This is a genomic window from Rhodococcus sp. ACS1 (genome assembly GCF_002300155.1).
Taxonomy (GTDB): domain Bacteria; phylum Actinomycetota; class Actinomycetes; order Mycobacteriales; family Mycobacteriaceae; genus Rhodococcus_F; species Rhodococcus_F koreensis.
In genome coordinates, this window is sequence record NZ_NSDZ01000011.1 from 420261 (window position 1) to 436614 (window position 16354).

Genomic DNA, 16354 nt, shown 5'->3' on the forward strand with positions numbered 1-16354 from the left:
TCTGCGCTCTTGCCATTCTTCCCGGGCGTCGTAGGCGGTTGCAGGTACGTGGCGGTGTCGTGTCGGCGAAATTCCGGTGCACGAATGTCTGTGCTCAGCCGACGGATCCGGTTCCGCCGAGCTGTCATTGGTCGGGAATTTCTCCTGTGACCACGAAGATGACGCGCCGCCCGATCTCGACGGTGTGATCGCAGAAGCGTTCGTAGAATCGGCCCAGCAATGTGATGTTCACGGCGGACGCGGCGCCATGCAGCCACTCGTCGCTCTTGGTGGCGGCGAACAGTCTGCGGAGTAGTTCGTCGGTTCGTTCGTCCGCCCAGATGAGGTCCAATGCGGCCGCCTCGTCGCGGGTGCGGAGGACTTCTCGTGCCGCCGCGGCCTGTGCGGTGGCGGCGACGCCCATGTCCGAGATGATGCCCCGCAGCTCGTGGGGAACGACCGGTTCGGGATGGTGCAGCCGGGCCACCTCGGCGATGTGTGCCGCCAGACTGCCCATCCGCCGTAGATCTGCGATGTTGTGCATGCCGCCGATCAGGGATCGCAGGTCCAGTGCCACCGGTTGTTGGCGGGCGATCAGCGTGAGTGCTCGATGATCGAGTTCTCCGGCGCGGGCCTCGATGTCGGCACTCAGTTCGGTGGCGCGGTCGGCTGCCGGGAGGTCGGTATCGAGCACGGCCCGGGTTGCGCAGTCGATCGCGGGCTCGGTCAGGGTGCACAGTTCGACCAGGTCGTCCCTGATCTGTTCGAGTTGCTCGTCGAATTGTTCCCGCATCGTCCCGGAGTTCCTCTCGCGATCGACTGGCACCAGGCTCGAGACCGGGCGGGCCGGATGGCGCACAGCCCGGGGATACCCACTCCGGGGGGAAATCAGTCATGCCGCTCACAGTCGGAGAACTCTAGGTATACAGGCGCGGTGGATTGGCCGGATGCCCTGTGAACAGTCGGCAGCGCAACAATCGACTGCCGATCCGATAAGTAAAGGGTGCAACGCCTTTCGTGCCTATCCAGGATCGTTCCCGGTCGTGCGGGTGTGGCTCGGTTGTGTTCCGTTCCGGTCGGCGCCCGGATAGGCTGCCGTCTGCGGGCCTGGGCTCGCATCGTGCTCGATCGACCATCACCCCGTCGTCTTCTCCGCCGTCCGAAGTCAAACCGGGAGTCATCGTGTCGTCCACCTCGCTCCGTATTGCCTCGTTCAACGTCGAGAACCTCTTCTCCCGTCCCCGCGCGATGGGCAGCGCGCCGGACGATGACGGGCGCGACATCCTCGAGGCACACGCCCAGCTCGGCGAGCTGATCGCCCAGGACACCTACACCGACGACGACAAGAAGCTCATCCTCGACCTCTTGGTGGCCCTGGATCTCGACCGATCCGACACCACCACCTACGCGGTACTGCGGCAGGTCCACGGACGACTGGTCAAGCGTTCGCAGGCCGCGGTGTCGGTCGTTGCCGACGGGCGCGGCGACTGGGTCGGGTGGGTGGAGCTGACCAAGGAACGCATCGATGCGCTGGCGATGACGCACACCGCCCAGGTGTTGCGCGAGGTGGACGCCGATATCGCTGCCGTCGTCGAGGTCGAGGGCCGGATCGCTCTCGAGCGTTTCGCCGAGGCCGCGATCGTCGACCAGGACCGGAATCCGCTGTTTCCGCACGCGATGGTGATCGACGGCAACGACGATCGCGGCCTCGCTGTCGGAATCCTGTCGAAGGACGCCTATCCGTTGCGGGGCATCCGCTCGCACGTTGACGACCGCACCCCGACCGGTCGACCGATCTTCAGCCGCGACTGCCCCGAATTCACCTTCGACTTCCCGGGCACCAGCACGCTGGCCGGCTCGTCGTTGACGGTGCTGGTCAACCATTTCCAGAGCAAGGGTTACGGCACGCCTGCCGACAGCAACGCGCGCCGCCTTCGGCAGGCCGAGCGGGTCGCCGCGATCTATTGGCAACTGCGCGCCGACGGCGCGGAGTTCGTGGCCGTCGTCGGCGATCTCAACGACACCCCCGACAGTGCGTCGCTCGAGCCGCTGCTGGTCGGTACGGATCTGCGCGACGTCTCGGAGGTGGCCGGGTTCGATGACGGCGGCCGGCCCGGAACCTACGCCAATGGCACCGCGAGCAACAAGATCGACTATGTGCTGCTCTCTCCTGCGCTGTTCGATCGGGCGACGGGTGGGGCGATCTTCCGCAAGGGTGTCTGGGGTGGCAAGCACGGCACGCTGTTCGAGCACTTTCCGACCATGACCGCACCGGGGCACGCTTCCTCCGGCCACGCCGCGATCTACGCCGACATCGACCTCAGCTGACCTCACCGGTCAGCAGTGGCAACCAGGACGTTGTCGGACTCATGCGACCCCGGCGGTCGACAGCAGCGAGGACGATCCGATCAGGTCGGACCAGCACTTCGGTGAGGTGATTGCGACGCATCCAGCGGTTGATTTCACCGGTCGATCCCGCGAGGGAGCGGCTGGTGACGACCTTCGCGTCGAGTCGGCGGCCGACATCGGCGAGGGCGTGCGGCGGCTTCCCGGCGCAGACGAGTGCGAAGCCGGGGCCGAGCACGCTGTCGGTTCTCCCGGTCCCGGTCTCGTCGTCGAGGACGTCCTGCGGGATCGGTGTTCCGACGGTCCTGGTCCGGTACGACGGCAGAGCGAGGACGCTGGGGGTCAGTGCACTTCCGCGCAGCGGTGGTGCGAGGACGCGTGTCGCCAGTGCGTCGGGTCCCGGTAGCGCCGATGCTCGGCGCAGCACAGCGTGTCCGGCTCGAACGGGGCGCGTGGGGCGCGTGGCCATGATTCGGCCGATCGCGGTGGCGGCGCGGATGGCCCGGACGACATGTCTGCTGCGTTCGGGCTCGTAGGTGTCGAGCAGTCGATCGTCGGCGTGGCCGTCGAGGACGGCGGCGAGTTTCCAGGCGAGGTTCATGGCGTCGCGTTGTCCTGCACCGAGACCCTGCCCGATGAATGGTGGCGTGAGGTGGGCGGCGTCGCCGAGCAGAAGGAGAGGTCCCCTGCGCCAGGTGCGTGCGACCCGGGCGCGGTGAGAATAGATGGTGTGCCGCAGCACCCGCAGACCGGTGTCTCCTGCCGGTACCCATGGTTCGAGCAGGTCGCGCACATCGGCCGGGCTGATGTCGTCGTCGGAGTCGAATCGGGACTCGTCCGGGAGGCGAAATTCCCACCGGTATCTGTTGTCACCGATCTGCATGAACGTTGCAGATCCGACGCCGGCGCAGACCTGGTGGACCCCCGGCCACATCCCGAGATCGTGGTCGTACTCGGCATCGACCACCAGCCATCGTTGTGTGAACCCGAGATCTCTTGTGCCTGTGCCGATCGCGGATCGGACCATGCTGTTCGCGCCGTCGCACCCGAGCACGTACCGGGCTGTCGTAACGGTCTCGTGTCCGGTACGGGTGTCGCGGATCGTGACATCGACGGTGCCGTTCGGCCGTCGTTGCACCCGGACGGCCTCGCATCCGGAGGCGAGGGCATTCGCTGCGCGCTCTTCGAGGTTCGTCCGTAGAACCTGTTCCAGGTCAGGCTGATCGAACATGTTGGTCTCCGGCCAACCGTGCAACCCGACCGGGCGGTCACGCCGGATCTCGACCAGTGTCCGTAGCTCGGCGTCGACCAGTCTCATTCCGAGTGCGCGGCGCGATATTCGGGTGATCTCGGCGGCAGCGTCGACCGTTTGCAGGATCCGGAGGACCTCGTCGTCGAGATGGACGGCCCGCGGCAGTGGATAGGGACCGCGGTGACGTTCGAGGACGATGCTCTCGATGCCGTAGCGGGAGAGGAGGTTCGCGGTCGTCAGACCGGTCGGTCCGCCACCGACGATCAGAACCGGAACGGTGGGCGGAATCCGGTTGGTGGTGGTGATCGTCGGTCAGCTCCTGCTCAGCACGATCGCGAACTGCACCTGTCCGGCATCCTCGACGACGATGTTCGGGAAGAGGGTCGGTTTGTTGATCTGGTAGTCGGTCCAGACCGTGTCGATTGCGCCCGCCGTCTCGATATTCTGTCCTGACCTGCGGATCTGGAAATTCGTGGTCACGTCGCGGGTCTGGTCGCGCAATGTCAGTGTGCCGTGGACGGGGACGGTGACCGCGGTGCCGTCGGCAGGCAATTCGGAGAGGTCGACGGGTTGGGAAATCTCGAACGTCGCTGTGGGTTGAGAGGCTGTGTTCATCACCAGGGTGCGAAACATGTTGTCCCGGCGGGTGTCGTCGGTGGCGATCGATTTCACGTCGACCTTCACGTTCCCTGTTGTGAGTACGGAATTCTCGACAGCGGCGGTACCGGTGACCTGATCGGTCTGACCGCGCACGAAGGTTCGTTGGCCGCTCAAGGTTTCCCAGACTTCGTACCCGGCGTGCGAGCCGGGAGACACGGACCACGTGCCGTCGAGGGGGCCTGTCGCGGCGGCCGCCGGGTCGTCCGACAGGTGCAGCGCATCGGGCTGATCACCGTGCAGAAATGTCGCATACGCCCAGGGTCCGACGCCGACAACCAGCACGATCACGGCGACGACACCCGCAATGATCCACCACACCCGTTTGCGCATGGAGTGAACCTAGCCGACCGAACCTGATCGCGCGCGACCTATGATCACCTGCGAGATCGATCTGGTTGCGTCGAGTTCGGCCAACTCGGCAGCCAATTCCTCGGCGCGGGTCCGGTATGCGGGATCGCGGAGAACGGTTTCGACAGCCCGGCGAATCCGGGCCGGGCCGGGGCTGCCCGAGCGCAGTCGCACGCCTGCACCGGAGCGCGCGAGTCGCGCACCCACCTCCGCTTTGTCCTCGGTACTGCCCGCGACGACGAGGGGGACGCCGTGCGACAACGCGAAATGTACCCCGCCCCAGCCGCCGTTGGTGACCATGACGTCGACGTGTGGGAGGAGGAGGTCGAAGGAGACGAATTCGGACACGATCAGATTCGGAGAGTCACGCCGCACCGCCGCGATCGGGCGTCCCCCGGTAGTGGCCACGATCAGCGCACCGGTGTCGGCGAGGGCATCGATGGTCGGCTCGACGAGGCGGCCGAGGTCGTGATTGTCCAGGGTGCCCTGTGTGACGAGGACGACAGGCCGGTCGGTGTTCAGGCGGTCCCACCACGGCGGCTTCGGTGCGTCGCCGGGGGCGGCAGGCAGAATCGGGCCGACGAAGGTCAGGCGCTGTCCGATGTCGCTTCGCGGGTACTCGAAGCCGGGCGTGGTCAGGATGAAGGCCGTCTCGGCGTGCAACACCCAGTCCAGTAGAAAGCACGGGGGCTCGGCCCCGGTGCAGTCACGTGTCGCTGCCGCGGCGACCTGCTGGGCCCGGCGCAGAACGATGCCCCGCGCGCCGGCGTTGAGTACCCGGTTGCGCAGACGTCCGAGCCTTCCGGTCGCCGGGGACAGTCCCGGACCGAACGGCGCGGTATCGACGCTGGTTGCCATCAGCGGGGATGTGCACACGCCGAACACGCGCGGGCGAGTGCCCGGGCTTCGGCCAATCAGCGGAAGCATGCCCAGGAACAGGTTCTCGGCGAGGATCGTGTCGGCGTCCACCCGCTCGAGCGCCTCGAGGACGGCACGGTACTGGTCCGCCAGCGGCGCCGCGAACATCCGCTCCGCGTCGAACCGGGACCGGAGAAACGCCGGCCGCCGGGCGCGACCGGCGAACCGTTCGTTGAGCGAGGCTTCGTCGTAGTCGCAGCTGTCGGGGAGCGCGATGAACCGGATCCCGGCACGTTCGGCGTGGGGCCGAAACTTGCGCCCCGTCAGGATCGACACCGCACACCCGTCCTGCACCAACTGTCGGCCGATCGCAATCATCGGCTGCACATGGCCGGTCAGCGGGGCGCTGCACAGCAGGATCGACGACATCGCGCTCCTCCTGCAGAGGCTCGACGGAACTTGCATGACGTTGCGACCGTACCCTCGAGTGGCGACCGACGGTGCTCTTGCAGAGCGGCGGAACGCGGTCTAACGTTCTCGCCGTCGTCGGTTCAGCGATTGCACCCACACTGCCTCCATCGGTTCCTCATCCAGTTTCGGAGCACCCCGTCATGGTTACTGCCTTTGTCAATCGCATCAGTACGGTTGTTCCGGAGCACGATGTCCATCAGGCATTCGTCGACTTCGCCGACGGCACGTTCAGCCAACGTCGCAAGCAGTTGCTCTTCCGCCGAATGGCCGACAGGTGCCAGATCTCGCACCGATGGGCGGGTATCGCCTCACCGGAATCCTTTTACGGTGACGATCCGAACAAAGTGGACACCGCGACCAGGATGGTCGAATTCGAACGTAACGCACCAGATCTCGCCGTCCGGGCCGTCGAAGGTCTCGAACTCGGCGACCGTGCCGCCGAGATCACCCACCTGATCGTCGTCACCTGCACCGGGTTCTATTCCCCCGGAATCGACTTCGAGCTCATCAAACGGTGCGGAATCAGCTCGTCCGTCGAACGCACCCAGATCGGCTTCATGGGCTGCTTTGCGGGCATCAACGGACTCAAACTCGCCCATCACATCGTGCGGAGCGAACCCGGTGCCCGCGTGCTCGTCGTCAGCCTCGAATTGTGCTCGCTTCACCTGCAGCGGTCCGAGTCGCTCGAAACGATGCTGTCGTTCCTCGTATTCGGTGATGGATCCGCCGCGGTGCTGGTATCCGCGGACGAGGAAGGCATCGCTCTGGACTCGTTCAACGCCGTCATGGTTCCGGACACCTCCGAGCTGATCACCTGGCGCATCGGAGACATCGGCTTCGACATGGTGTTGTCCGGAAAGGTCCCCGGCGCCCTCTCGCGAGCACTCGACGAGAAGAATCTGAAAACCATCCTGGCCGGCGCCGACAAGGATTCCATCGACCTGTGGGCCGTGCATCCCGGTGGACGATCGATCCTCGACGCCGTGGAAGAGTCTCTCGGACTCGACCATCGAGACCTCGCACCGTCCCGTCATGTCCTCGACAACTACGGCAACATGTCCTCGGCGACAGTGCTCTTCGTTCTCGCTGAAATCATGGAACGAGCGAAGAACGGCGGACCCACAGGCTCCGGTTGCGCCATGGCATTCGGCCCGGGCCTGACCGCAGAAACGATGCTGTTCCACATCTGACCCTCTACCCGACGGTGCCGGTGGGCCCGGTCGGGTGGACGCGAGGGTGGTGTTGTCGCGGGAGGCGATCAGGAGCGTAAACGATATCGCTATGCTGCAGCGAGATTCGTGGATGGAACGGTGTGTCTGTGCCAGGCGGGGTCGTACACGTAGGCCAACCGGCCGAGGGTGAGTGCGCCGAGCATCAGTCCGAAGTCGCGCAGTGCGATGTCGTAGAAGCCCGGGTAGGTCAGCAGGTTGATCACGATTCCGGCGAGCCAGGCGGCCACGATATAAGCGGCATATCGTGGTTTGATCGCGACGGCGATCCCGGCGACGATTTCGATGACTCCGACAACGAGCATGGTGTCGTGCGCATCGAGCGGACTCAGGTCGACGATCCACGGTGCCAGGTAGTCCTCCCAGGTGGTGAGCACGTTGGTGAACTTGTCGAGGCCCATGGCGATCGGGAGCACGGTGAATCCGATCCGCAGCAAGAGGAACGCGCTGTAGGCGGGGTCGCTGCGGGCGCGTTCGAGAGGCCCGGGTGAGTGTGCAGGCGTTGGGGTGGCCATCAGAAAACCTCCTTGTAAAAGTAATGGGATGTGTTTTTAGAATCGTCCGCCGCGCCCTATTTGTCAATACTGTTTGGTGTTACAGTCGGGGTATGTCCGCATCCGGGTCCGCAACCCCAACTGCGTTGGCGGCGTTGAGCAACCTGGACGATCCGTTGCGGCGCAGACTCTATGATTTCGTGGCGGAAAGTGACGCGCCGGTCTCGCGGGAGCAAGCGGCTGCCGCCGTCGACATCGGCCGAACCCTCGCGGCCTATCACCTCGACAAGCTGGCCGACGCCGAGCTGTTGACGGTCAGTTACCAGAGACCGGCCGGTCGCGGCGGACCCGGCGCCGGGCGCCCCGCGAAGCTCTACACCCGGGCGACGACGGAAATGTCTGTCAGCGTGCCTCCCCGGGATTACGAATTGCTTGCCCGGTTGCTGGTCTCCTCGGTCGAACATGACACCAGCGGAGTCGTCAGGGCGGCAGTGAACGAGGCAGCGCTCGACGCCGGCAAGCGGGCTGCGGCCGACGCCGGCGGAGACCTCCTGGCGGCGCTCCGCGGCTGCGGATATCTCCCTCAGATCGACGCGGACGGCCGTGTCGACCTACGCAACTGTCCGTTTCATCGGGTTGCCCGTGACCACCTGGAGGTCGTGTGCGGGTTGAATTTACGACTGGTCGAGGGAGTGATCGCCGGCAGCGGCCGGAGCGGAGCGCGCGCCGAACTGGCCCCCGAGCCGGGTCGATGCTGTGTGGTACTCCACGATGCAGCACCGGTCACTTCGGACTCGCCCTCCGCCTGAGACGTCGCCCACCCTGTCGTCATCGCTCGAGACGGTCCCGATCGGCCGAAGGACCGGGGTCAGTCGTGACCGTTCTTGTTCCAGAACTGGTGGGTGAGCCCGCTGGGGGAGGCGACGGTCTCGACGGTGAAGCGGTCTTCGATGCCGTCCAAGCCCTCCCAGAGGGATACGCCGCGCCCCAGGGTGATGGGCACGATCACCAAGTGCATGAAATCGATCAGGTCGGCTTGCAGAAACTGCCGCACCGTCGAGGGGCCTCCGCCTATGCGGACGTCCTGACCGTCGGCAGCGTCCTGGGCCATGCGCAGCACCTCGTGGGGTGACGCATCCACGAAGTGGAAGCTGGTTCCGTTGGGAAAGTCGATGCTGGGGCGTGGGTGATGGCTCATGACGAACACCGGTGTTCGAAATGGCGGCTCGTCGCCCCACCAGCCTCGCCACCCGTCGTCGGGCCAATCGCCGGTTTGGGGCCCGAACTTGCGGCGGCCCATGATCTCCGCGCCGATGCCCTGGCCCCACAGGCTGGTCAGGGCGCGGTCCAGGGTGATCGGGTCGTCTACCCGGTCGACCCCGTGGATGACGCGTCCGTCGAACGAGGCGAACAGCCGTTCGGCACCGCCGATCGGGGCGTCGAACGTCACGTGCTCGCCGGCGGCGTAGCCGTCGAGGGAGATGTTCATGTTGTGGATCCGGGTGCGGGGCATGCGCGACTCCTTCAATGAACGGATGGACCGGGATACGAGTATGCAGACCGCAAGAGGCGGCCGAACTCATCGCGGAACGTCGAACCTCGTGTTCCGTCGGCCGTCCCGGGAGCCGGTTGATGACCGGCGGCGCCACCGGCCCGGCGTGCTCCCGCCGCGGTTCCGGTCCCATCGGTATCCCGGCCCCACCTGTTGTAGCGTGTCGTCGACGTCGCGTCCCCGCGCCCGCCGAGCAGTTCCACTGTCACCGACAACCAGGTGCGTGCCACCCCCCGAGGATGGCACGCGGACCGCGGCGCTGTCCGGTCATCGCCGCAGACGCGCGCGCATCGGTGTTGTCAGACGCAGTCCCGGCAGATCAGCTGCCCACCCGGGGCGAGTCGGCTGCGGTGATGGACCAGGAAGCAACTGGTGCAGGTGAATTCGTCGGACTGCTTCGGGATGACGCGGACGGTGAATTCCTCACCGGACAGGTCGGCGCCGGGCAGGTCGAAGGATTCGGCGGGGTCGGTGTCGTCGATGTCCACCGCGGGTGATTGGGATTCTTTCCTGCTGGCGGTCAGCTGTTCGAGCGACGTGTCCGTCGACTCGTCGGAATCGGTGACTCTGGGTGCGTCGTAATCGGTGGCCATAATTGTTCAACCTCGTGATCTGCGTGTTCTGACCCGCCAGGTTAGAGCCCCCGGCAGCACGGGATGCGCCCGGGGGGTGTGACGGTGCTCGCAAAGGGCCAGGTCAGGGGTGGCTGGGCTCGGCCGCGTCGATCGGGCACGCGTGTGGCGCGGCGTGTGTCGGGATTGGATACCCCTGGTGGTGGCTGCTATTCCGTTGGGGGCGACGCGCGGTCGCAAGTTCGGTCACGATCGTGGACGGATCTGTCACGATTCTCTCGTAAATGATCTTGCTGTGCTCGATGCCCGGTCAGATGGGACCGCATCGGAATCGTCATTCGAGGGGGAAGGGTTCGTTATGCATCGCTATCGCCAGCTGTTCCTTGTGGTCGGGTTCGTGTTGTCGATTCTGTTCGCCGAAGGGGCGGTCGCCAGTGCGGCGCCGGGTTCGTCGGCAGGTTCGAGTGATCTCCTCGGCGGGCAGGGTTGTTCGACGGAGTTGTTCGACGGTGACCGGAGGCTCGGACCGCAGACGCTGTCGGATCTGTTCCCGGTTGCCGTGCAGCTTGCCGGATACCAGCGCACCGGCGATCTCACGGCCGATCAGTTTCTGAGCAAGTACTGGGATCCGACGGTGGTTCCGGCGGGTTCCTACAAGTACCCGCCGAAGAACGGTTACGTCCTCGACGGCAGCGGGAACCCCCGGCGGGTGCAGGGGCAGTTGGATGTGGGCACGCTGATCGACCGGTACGGCAGCGAAGGCGGCAACTTCCTGGCCCCGGCCGGCGCGAGTTACACCTCCCGCGCGCTTCCGCCGGTGAACCTGGTGTCCGATCCCGCGGACTTCTGCAACTACCACGTCTACGTCGTGACCAAGCCCCTTCCCCTGTACACCGGTCCTATTGCACCGTGGTTCGAGCAGCAGGGGTTCGGTACGCAGTTCGAGGTGGTGCCTGACTTGCTGCCGCAGGTCGCCGAATGCGGGACGAAGGTCGATGTCAGCTGGCTGCGGTGCGCCGGGTATGTGCGCAGCGTGTACCCGCTGCAGTGACGCGTACATGGTTGATCCGTTGAACGACGACCTGCTCGATCACGACATGCGCCGGCGGATCCTGGAGGTGACGGGGCGGATGGGTGCGCGCCCGGAGGATCTGCCGGCGCTCGGGCAGGCGCACGAGGACGCGCGTCCGTTCTGCTGGAGTGCGCCCGAGGACGGGTGGCATCTGACCGTCCGGGAACGCGATCGGTTGCTGTCGGACCGGCACACCACCGATCCGGACGAGTTCGTGTCCTGGGTCGCGGAGTCGGTGGCCGAGCGCATCGCTCTGCGCCTGCATCCACCGGAACAGCCCGGATTCCGGGCCGCGTCCTGGCACGCGCAGTACCAGTTGCTGCGCGGCATCGAACCGGCGTGGGCCGATGCGTGGCTCGCCGCGACCCGGTCGGCGTTGACGGCCGCCGGCGCCGAGCGGGCCGTCCTCGACATGCTGCCGGCGCCTCCGTAGGTCGTCAGTTACCGGTCGCCGTCGTGGTCACGCTCAGGTCGAGGGTCCAATTCTGGCCGACGAGGTCGTGGCCGAAGCTGTGGTGCGGTTCTTCGTCGGTGAGGACGAACCCGGCACCCTCGTAGATCCTGCGGGCCGACGCCAGCACGTCGTTGGTCCACAGCGTGACCTGCCGGTAGCCGGCGTCGCGGGCGAACGTGATGCATCGCTCGACCAGCCGGGACCCGACGCCGAGACCGCGGGCGCCCGGGGCGACCAGCAGGATCCGTAGTTTGGCGACTGCGCGTTCGTCGCCGGCGACGCAGAAGATGCACCCCACGCGCTGGCCGTCGACCTCGGCGATCCAGGCGCCTTCCCGGGCCGGGTCATGGTCGGTGGCGTAGTCGGCGACGATCTGTGCAACCAGCGCCTCGAAGCCGGCGTCCCACCCGAACTGCTGGTGGTAGATCTCGCCGTGGGCCATCACGGCCCAGCCCAGATCGCCGGGACGATCGGCCGGGCGCACCACGACTTCCGGTCGCTGGGGTGATTGCGACGACATGGGTTTCCTTTCCCGGAGCGCGTCCCTGGCGGGTGATGCTCTGCACTCACTGACACGACTGTTTCAGTGGAGGTAGGCTACCGCCGTGTCCCCGGAAACGACAACCCCGTCCGCGCGGCAGACCGAGTTGCTCGACGCCGCCTACCGCTACGCGCTCGAGCACGGGTTGGCCGATCTGTCGCTGCGTCCGTTGGCGGCGGCGATCGGCTCGAGCCCACGTGTGCTGATGTTCTTGTTCGGCAACAAGGACGGCTTGGTGCGCGCCTTGCTGGCGAAGGCCCGCAGCGACGAGCTGACGATGCTGGACCGCCTCGGGCAGGACGCGGGCGCGGAGCCGATCGGGCTGCCCGCGGCGGTCGAGCGGGTATGGGAGTGGCTCGCCGCCGAGGAGCATCGTCCGTTGCTGCGGTTGTGGACCGAGGCGTACGCCCGCTCACTCGTCGAACCCGACGGTGCGTGGGCCGGATTCGCCCGGTCGACGGTCGACGACTGGTTGGCCGTCCTCGCCTCGTGCCAACCGCAGCCGGAGAGGGACAGCGAGGCCGGTGCGGTCCGTCGCACCGCGGCGTTGGCGGTACTGCGGGGCGCCCTGCTCGACCTCCTCGCCACCGACGACCGGCAGCGCGTCACCGCCGCGGTTCGGCACCAGCTCGCCGCGCTGTCCTCGGATGCGGCGACGTAAGGCGAAGTCGGCTGGCTGTCCGGGCCGGTCGGATGGCTGGTGGGGTCAGGTCGCCGGTGACGAGGTGTGAGGAATGTCAGTGTGCAGGGCCGTCTTTCGTTGGGCTGCGATCGGGACGAACTGTGCAAGCGCGTCGGCGTCGTCGAGTGCGGCCGGGTTGGCGACACTCGATAGTGCGGCGCCCTGGAGGACTCGCTTGATGGGGACTTCGAGGCGTTTGCCGGTCATGGTGTGGGGCAGTGCGGGAACGGCGATGACGTCGTCGGGGACGTGGCGGGGGGAGACTTCGGACCGGATCCGGCCGCGAATTCGGGCGATGAGGTCGGGGTCGAGGTCGTGTCCGTCGGCGAGGACCACGAAGAGCGGCATCCAATAGCCGCCGTCGGATTCCTCGACGCCGACGATGACTGCGTCGGCGACTTCTTCGAGTTGGTCGACGACTTCGTAGATTTCGGCGCTGCCCATGCGGACGCCGTACCGGTTCATGGTGGCGTCGGAGCGGCCGTGGACGATGACGCCGCCGCGGGTGTTGACCGTGACCCAGTCGCCGTGGCGCCACACGTCGGGGTAGGTGGAGAAGTAAGCGTCGCGGTATCGGGCTCCGTCGGGGTCGTTCCAGAAGTACAGCGGCATGGACGGCATCGGGCGGGTGACGACGAGCTCGCCGACCTCGTCGGTGACGGGTTGTCCGTGCTGATCCCAGGATTCGAGGGCCACGCCGAGTAACCGGGCCTGCATCTCGCCGGGGTACGACGGGAGGGTGGGTACGCCGCCGGCGAACCCGGAGGCGATGTCGGTGCCGCCGCTGGCGGCGGCGAGCCAGGTCGTGGGCAGGGTGTCGTGGATCCATTGGGCGGTGCCGGCGGGCAGTGGTGAGCCGGTGCTGCCGAGGCCGGTCAGCTGGAGGTCGTAGGCCGCGGCGAGGTGGGTGCCGTCCTTGTGGGCGGCGGTCAGGTAGGCGGCGCTGGTGCCCAGGAATGTCAACTGCTCGTCGGCGGCCAGCTGCCACAGGGCGCCGGGGTGTGGCCAGCCGGGGCTGCCGTCGTAGAGCACGATCGTGGCGCCGAGGAGCAGGCCGGAGACCTGGATGTTCCACATCATCCAGCTGGTGCTGGTGTACCAGGCGAAGCGGGAGGAGGCGTCGAGGTCGAGGTGGAGGCCGAGGAACTTGAGGTGCTCGAGGGTGACGCCGCCGTGGCCGTGCACGATGCCCTTGGGGCGGCCGGTGGTGCCGCTCGAGTACAGCACCCACAGCGGCTGGTCGAACGGCACCGGGGTCGTTTCGAGCAGGTGGTCGCCCTGGGTGAGGGTGCCGAAGTGCTCGGTGCCGGGTGGCTGGGCCGCGCCGAGGTGGGGCACCCACACGGTGGTCCGCACCGAGGGCAGCAGGCGCCGGAGTTCGTCGTTGTAGGTGGAGCGGTCGTGTTCCTTGCCGGCGTAGCGGTAGCCGTCGGCGATGAACAGCACGGTGGGTTCGAGCTGGCCGAGGCGGTCGGCGGCGCCGTCGGGTGAGTACTCCTGGGAGCAGGCCGACCAGGTGGCGCCGACGGCGGCGGTGGCGAGGAACGCGACGACGGTGGCGGTGATGTTCGGGAGGTAGCCGACGACACGGTCGCCCGGGCCGATGCCCTGGGTTCGGAGCCAGTGTGCGAGGGAGGCGACCTGGTTGCGGAGCTCGTCGCGGGTCACCTCGTGCCGGTGCCCGCCTTCGGAGACGGCGACGATCGCGGTCCTGTCGCCGGTGTGGCGCAGCGCCTGGTCGGCGTAGTTGAGTGTGGCGGCGGGGAACCACTCCGCGCCCGGCATCGCGTCGTCGGCCAGCACTCGCGTTGCCTGCTGGCGGAAGCGCACGTCGTAGAAGTCGGCGATCGCCTGCCAGAACTCCTCGAGTTCGGTGGTCGACCAGCGCCAGAGCTCGTCGTAGCCGCCGAACTCACCACGTCCTTCGGTGGCCAGCCACCGCCCGAACGTGCTGATCTGTGTTCGGGCGGCGGCGTCCGCTGTCGGGGTCCACGCCGGCACGGGGACGTGTGCACGGTCATTAACCGGCATTGTGGGCCCCGGTCATCATCGCGGCGACGTCCTCGGGCATGAGGAAGGACGGCGGCGGGGGCGGGCCCCAGTTGAACAGGCCCTTCACACCTTCCCAGGTGCCGGGTGTCCAGAGCGCGTCGTCGACGATGCAGTCGATGTCGGAGTAGTACTCGGAGAAGTTGCCGGCCGGGTCTTTGAGGTACCAGAAGAAGTTGGATCCGACGTGGTGGCGACCCAGGCCCCAGACGTGCCGCTCGGGGTTCTCCTCGAGCATCGCCATTGCGCCGCGGCCGATTTCGTCGATGTCCTCGACCTGCCAGGAGGTGTGGTGCAAGAAGTTCACCGGTGCCTGCTGAACCAGCACGTTGTGGTGGTCGGTCGAGCACCGCATGAACGCGGCGATGGACGGGACGACGTCGCTGACCTTGAACCCGATGCCCTCGGTGAAGAACCGCTGGGTCGCGGCCTGGTCGGTGGACCCGATGACCACGTGCCCGAGCTTGCGCGGGGCCACCGGGCCCTCGCGCACGATGCCCGGCGCCCGCACGTTGGCGCGGTCGATCCGGCCGGGCCCGTTGTACGGGGTGGGCTCGGTGCGCTGCTGCTCGATGCGGGGTGCCACCGAGACGACGGCGCGAAAGCCCGCGATCGGCTCCTCGGTGACCAGCGCGTCGGCGGTCCGCTCGACCGGCAGGTCCAGGGTGCGGAGCTGACGGGCGATGCGGTCGAGGTCGTCGGGATTCTCCGCGCCGATGCCGATCTCGACGAGGCGCCTGCGGGGTGCGTGGGCGAGCTTGAACTGCTCGCCGCCGTCGGTGGTGGCGAACGCGTTTCCCCCGAGCGGTGTGAGACCGAAGTCGGTGTAGTAGGCGGCGGTTTCCTCGACGTTGGGGACGCCGACGGTGATCGAGGTGAGGCGGTGCAGAGCCATGGCGGGTCTGTCCTTCCCTGTCAGGTGTTACGAGGCGGAGGCGGTGGTGTGCGGGGTGCCGGGCACGCATCGTTGACGGAGTGCACCGATGCCCTCGATCCAGGTGACGACCTCCTCGCCGGGGACGAGGAACCGCTTCGGGGTTCGTCCGCCGCCCACGCCGCTGGGTGTGCCGGTGAAGATCAGGTCACCCGGCTGCAGCGGCAGGACCGCGGAGAGTCGCTCGATGAGAACCGGGATCGAGAAGATCAGGTCGCTGGTGCGGGCCTTCTGGACCTGTTCCCCGTTGATGCTGCAGCCGATCTCGAGGTCTGCGGGGTCCGGCAGCTCGTCGAGCGTGACGACGACCGGGCCGATCGGCGCGAAGCCGGGGAACGACTTGCCGAGGCTGAACTGCGGTGCGGGCGCGACGAGTTGCCGCGTGCGCTCGGAGTAGTCCTGCCCGGCGGTCAGGCCGGCGACGTAGTCCCACGCGTCTGCCGCGGCGACGTGACGGGCCTCGCGGCCGATGACGACGACCAGCTCGGCCTCCCAGTCGACGGTCTCGCCCGGTAGGGCGAGGTCACCGACTGGACCGGTGATCGAGGTGCGGAACTTGGTGAAGACCGGCGGCTCGACCGGGAAGTCGAACCCGCTCTCGGTGGCGTGCGCGCGGTAGTTCAGACCGATCGCGAACACCTGACCCGGCTCCGGGACCGGTGCGCCGAGTTCGGCGTCGTCGTAGGGTCGGCCGGACGGAAGCTCGGCCGATTCGGCCCAGGCAGTGAAGTCGGGCCACCGGCGGTAGATGGCGGTCGGGTCGGGCCCGAACTGGCCCCGGCTGGCCTCTTCGACGTCGACGGCACCGGTGTCGGTGACCAGGACGAGCCGTCCGGCGAGGTTGGCGATACGCATGGGGGA

Annotated in this window: 17 protein-coding genes; 6 read left to right on the forward strand and 11 right to left on the reverse strand. The window is 67.2% G+C overall.

Translation table 11 applies throughout. The annotated features are described in order from the left end of the window. Positions 1-124: 124 nt before the first annotated feature. On the reverse strand, positions 125-772 hold the full coding sequence (phoU, locus tag CJ179_RS43405) for a phosphate signaling complex protein PhoU (protein ID WP_095865526.1): 648 nt from the start codon (positions 770-772) through the stop codon (positions 125-127). Positions 773-1161: 389 nt separating this feature from the next. Between phoU and CJ179_RS43410 the strand changes: the two genes are divergently transcribed. After that, the gene (locus CJ179_RS43410) at positions 1162-2307 is read left to right on the forward strand and encodes an endonuclease/exonuclease/phosphatase family protein (RefSeq protein WP_218834915.1); all 1146 of its coding nucleotides are present in this window, start codon (positions 1162-1164) and stop codon (positions 2305-2307) included. Here the strand turns inward: CJ179_RS43410 and CJ179_RS43415 are convergent. Genes CJ179_RS43415 through CJ179_RS43425 form a run of 3 tightly spaced genes read right to left on the reverse strand, consistent with a single transcriptional unit; the run spans position 2300 to position 5872 of the window. Then, positions 2300-3883, reverse strand: coding sequence for a bifunctional 3-(3-hydroxy-phenyl)propionate/3-hydroxycinnamic acid hydroxylase (locus CJ179_RS43415; RefSeq protein ID WP_095865527.1), 1584 nt, complete (start codon positions 3881-3883; stop codon positions 2300-2302). The genes CJ179_RS43410 and CJ179_RS43415 overlap by 8 nt on opposite strands. A 6-nt stretch (positions 3884-3889) precedes the next feature. After that, positions 3890-4567 carry a YceI family protein gene (locus CJ179_RS43420; RefSeq protein ID WP_095865528.1) on the reverse strand — a complete coding sequence of 226 codons (678 nt, stop codon included), beginning with the start codon at positions 4565-4567 and terminating at the stop codon, positions 3890-3892. A gap of 9 nt (positions 4568-4576) precedes the next feature. After that, positions 4577-5872, reverse strand: a complete 1296-nt coding sequence (locus tag CJ179_RS43425; protein WP_095865529.1) for a nucleotide disphospho-sugar-binding domain-containing protein — start codon at positions 5870-5872, stop codon at positions 4577-4579. Positions 5873-6054: 182 nt separating this feature from the next. On the opposite strand from CJ179_RS43425, the gene CJ179_RS43430 reads away from it, so the two are divergent. Then, the gene (locus tag CJ179_RS43430; protein ID WP_072943744.1) at positions 6055-7104 is read left to right on the forward strand and encodes a type III polyketide synthase; all 1050 of its coding nucleotides are present in this window, start codon (positions 6055-6057) and stop codon (positions 7102-7104) included. A gap of 89 nt (positions 7105-7193) precedes the next feature. Here the strand turns inward: CJ179_RS43430 and CJ179_RS43435 are convergent, their stop codons facing one another. Continuing rightward, positions 7194-7658 (reverse strand): DoxX family protein, encoded by a 465-nt coding sequence (locus CJ179_RS43435; protein WP_072943743.1) that lies wholly within the window; start codon positions 7656-7658, stop codon positions 7194-7196. A gap of 92 nt (positions 7659-7750) precedes the next feature. On the opposite strand from CJ179_RS43435, the gene CJ179_RS43440 reads away from it, so the two are divergent. Then, positions 7751-8446 carry a metalloregulator ArsR/SmtB family transcription factor gene (locus CJ179_RS43440; protein WP_095865530.1) on the forward strand — a complete coding sequence of 232 codons (696 nt, stop codon included), beginning with the start codon at positions 7751-7753 and terminating at the stop codon, positions 8444-8446. 59 nt (positions 8447-8505) lie between these two features. Here the strand turns inward: CJ179_RS43440 and CJ179_RS43445 are convergent, their stop codons facing one another. Together CJ179_RS43445 and CJ179_RS43455 are read right to left on the reverse strand one after the other, a co-directional pair. Beyond that, positions 8506-9150, reverse strand: a complete 645-nt coding sequence (locus tag CJ179_RS43445; RefSeq protein ID WP_095865531.1) for a dihydrofolate reductase family protein — start codon at positions 9148-9150, stop codon at positions 8506-8508. Between the two features lie 338 nt (positions 9151-9488). Further along, positions 9489-9782 carry a DUF4193 domain-containing protein gene (locus CJ179_RS43455; RefSeq protein ID WP_072943739.1) on the reverse strand — a complete coding sequence of 98 codons (294 nt, stop codon included), beginning with the start codon at positions 9780-9782 and terminating at the stop codon, positions 9489-9491. A gap of 337 nt (positions 9783-10119) precedes the next feature. Here CJ179_RS43455 and CJ179_RS43460 point away from each other — a divergent pair, with 337 nt between their 5' ends. Both CJ179_RS43460 and CJ179_RS43465 read left to right on the forward strand, forming a co-directional pair. Beyond that, entirely contained in the window at positions 10120-10812 is a 693-nt protein-coding gene (locus tag CJ179_RS43460) for a TNT domain-containing protein (RefSeq protein WP_095865533.1), read from the forward strand. A gap of 7 nt (positions 10813-10819) precedes the next feature. Then, positions 10820-11266: an Imm63 family immunity protein gene (locus CJ179_RS43465; protein ID WP_095865693.1), complete on the forward strand. Its 447-nt coding sequence runs from the start codon at positions 10820-10822 to the stop codon at positions 11264-11266. Positions 11267-11270: 4 nt separating this feature from the next. Here CJ179_RS43465 and CJ179_RS43470 read toward each other — a convergent pair whose 3' ends face one another. After that, positions 11271-11807 (reverse strand): GNAT family N-acetyltransferase, encoded by a 537-nt coding sequence (locus CJ179_RS43470; RefSeq protein ID WP_072943736.1) that lies wholly within the window; start codon positions 11805-11807, stop codon positions 11271-11273. Between the two features lie 85 nt (positions 11808-11892). Between CJ179_RS43470 and CJ179_RS43475 the strand changes: the two genes are divergently transcribed. Continuing rightward, positions 11893-12489, forward strand: coding sequence for a TetR/AcrR family transcriptional regulator (locus CJ179_RS43475; protein ID WP_095865534.1), 597 nt, complete (start codon positions 11893-11895; stop codon positions 12487-12489). Positions 12490-12534: 45 nt separating this feature from the next. Here CJ179_RS43475 and CJ179_RS43480 read toward each other — a convergent pair whose 3' ends face one another. From CJ179_RS43480 to CJ179_RS43490, 3 genes are read right to left on the reverse strand one after another with little or no spacing between them, the layout of a single operon-like run. Beyond that, positions 12535-14541 (reverse strand): acetoacetate--CoA ligase, encoded by a 2007-nt coding sequence (locus tag CJ179_RS43480; protein WP_095865535.1) that lies wholly within the window; start codon positions 14539-14541, stop codon positions 12535-12537. Then, complete coding sequence (locus CJ179_RS43485; protein WP_072943733.1) at positions 14531-15454, reverse strand: VOC family protein; 924 nt, start codon at positions 15452-15454, stop codon at positions 14531-14533. The genes CJ179_RS43480 and CJ179_RS43485 overlap by 11 nt, the downstream gene beginning before the upstream one ends. Before the next feature lie 27 nt (positions 15455-15481). After that, positions 15482-16348 carry a fumarylacetoacetate hydrolase family protein gene (locus tag CJ179_RS43490; RefSeq protein ID WP_072943732.1) on the reverse strand — a complete coding sequence of 289 codons (867 nt, stop codon included), beginning with the start codon at positions 16346-16348 and terminating at the stop codon, positions 15482-15484. Positions 16349-16354: the final 6 nt, after the last annotated feature.

What these genes read in the sequence shown, in the direction of transcription:
- phoU (WP_095865526.1), bottom strand. Translation starts at nt 772, where the DNA reads ATGCGGGAACAATTCGACGAGCAACTCGAACAGATCAGGGACGACCTG.
- CJ179_RS43420 (WP_095865528.1), bottom strand. Translation starts at nt 4,567, where the DNA reads ATGCGCAAACGGGTGTGGTGGATCATTGCGGGTGTCGTCGCCGTGATC.
- CJ179_RS43425 (WP_095865529.1), bottom strand. Translation starts at nt 5,872, where the DNA reads ATGTCGTCGATCCTGCTGTGCAGCGCCCCGCTGACCGGCCATGTGCAG.
- CJ179_RS43430 (WP_072943744.1), top strand. Translation starts at nt 6,055, where the DNA reads ATGGTTACTGCCTTTGTCAATCGCATCAGTACGGTTGTTCCGGAGCAC.
- CJ179_RS43435 (WP_072943743.1), bottom strand. Translation starts at nt 7,658, where the DNA reads ATGGCCACCCCAACGCCTGCACACTCACCCGGGCCTCTCGAACGCGCC.
- CJ179_RS43440 (WP_095865530.1), top strand. Translation starts at nt 7,751, where the DNA reads ATGTCCGCATCCGGGTCCGCAACCCCAACTGCGTTGGCGGCGTTGAGC.
- CJ179_RS43445 (WP_095865531.1), bottom strand. Translation starts at nt 9,150, where the DNA reads ATGCCCCGCACCCGGATCCACAACATGAACATCTCCCTCGACGGCTAC.
- CJ179_RS43455 (WP_072943739.1), bottom strand. Translation starts at nt 9,782, where the DNA reads ATGGCCACCGATTACGACGCACCCAGAGTCACCGATTCCGACGAGTCG.
- CJ179_RS43460 (WP_095865533.1), top strand. Translation starts at nt 10,120, where the DNA reads ATGCATCGCTATCGCCAGCTGTTCCTTGTGGTCGGGTTCGTGTTGTCG.
- CJ179_RS43465 (WP_095865693.1), top strand. Translation starts at nt 10,820, where the DNA reads ATGGTTGATCCGTTGAACGACGACCTGCTCGATCACGACATGCGCCGG.
- CJ179_RS43470 (WP_072943736.1), bottom strand. Translation starts at nt 11,807, where the DNA reads ATGTCGTCGCAATCACCCCAGCGACCGGAAGTCGTGGTGCGCCCGGCC.
- CJ179_RS43480 (WP_095865535.1), bottom strand. Translation starts at nt 14,541, where the DNA reads ATGCCGGTTAATGACCGTGCACACGTCCCCGTGCCGGCGTGGACCCCG.
- CJ179_RS43485 (WP_072943733.1), bottom strand. Translation starts at nt 15,454, where the DNA reads ATGGCTCTGCACCGCCTCACCTCGATCACCGTCGGCGTCCCCAACGTC.
- CJ179_RS43490 (WP_072943732.1), bottom strand. Translation starts at nt 16,348, where the DNA reads ATGCGTATCGCCAACCTCGCCGGACGGCTCGTCCTGGTCACCGACACC.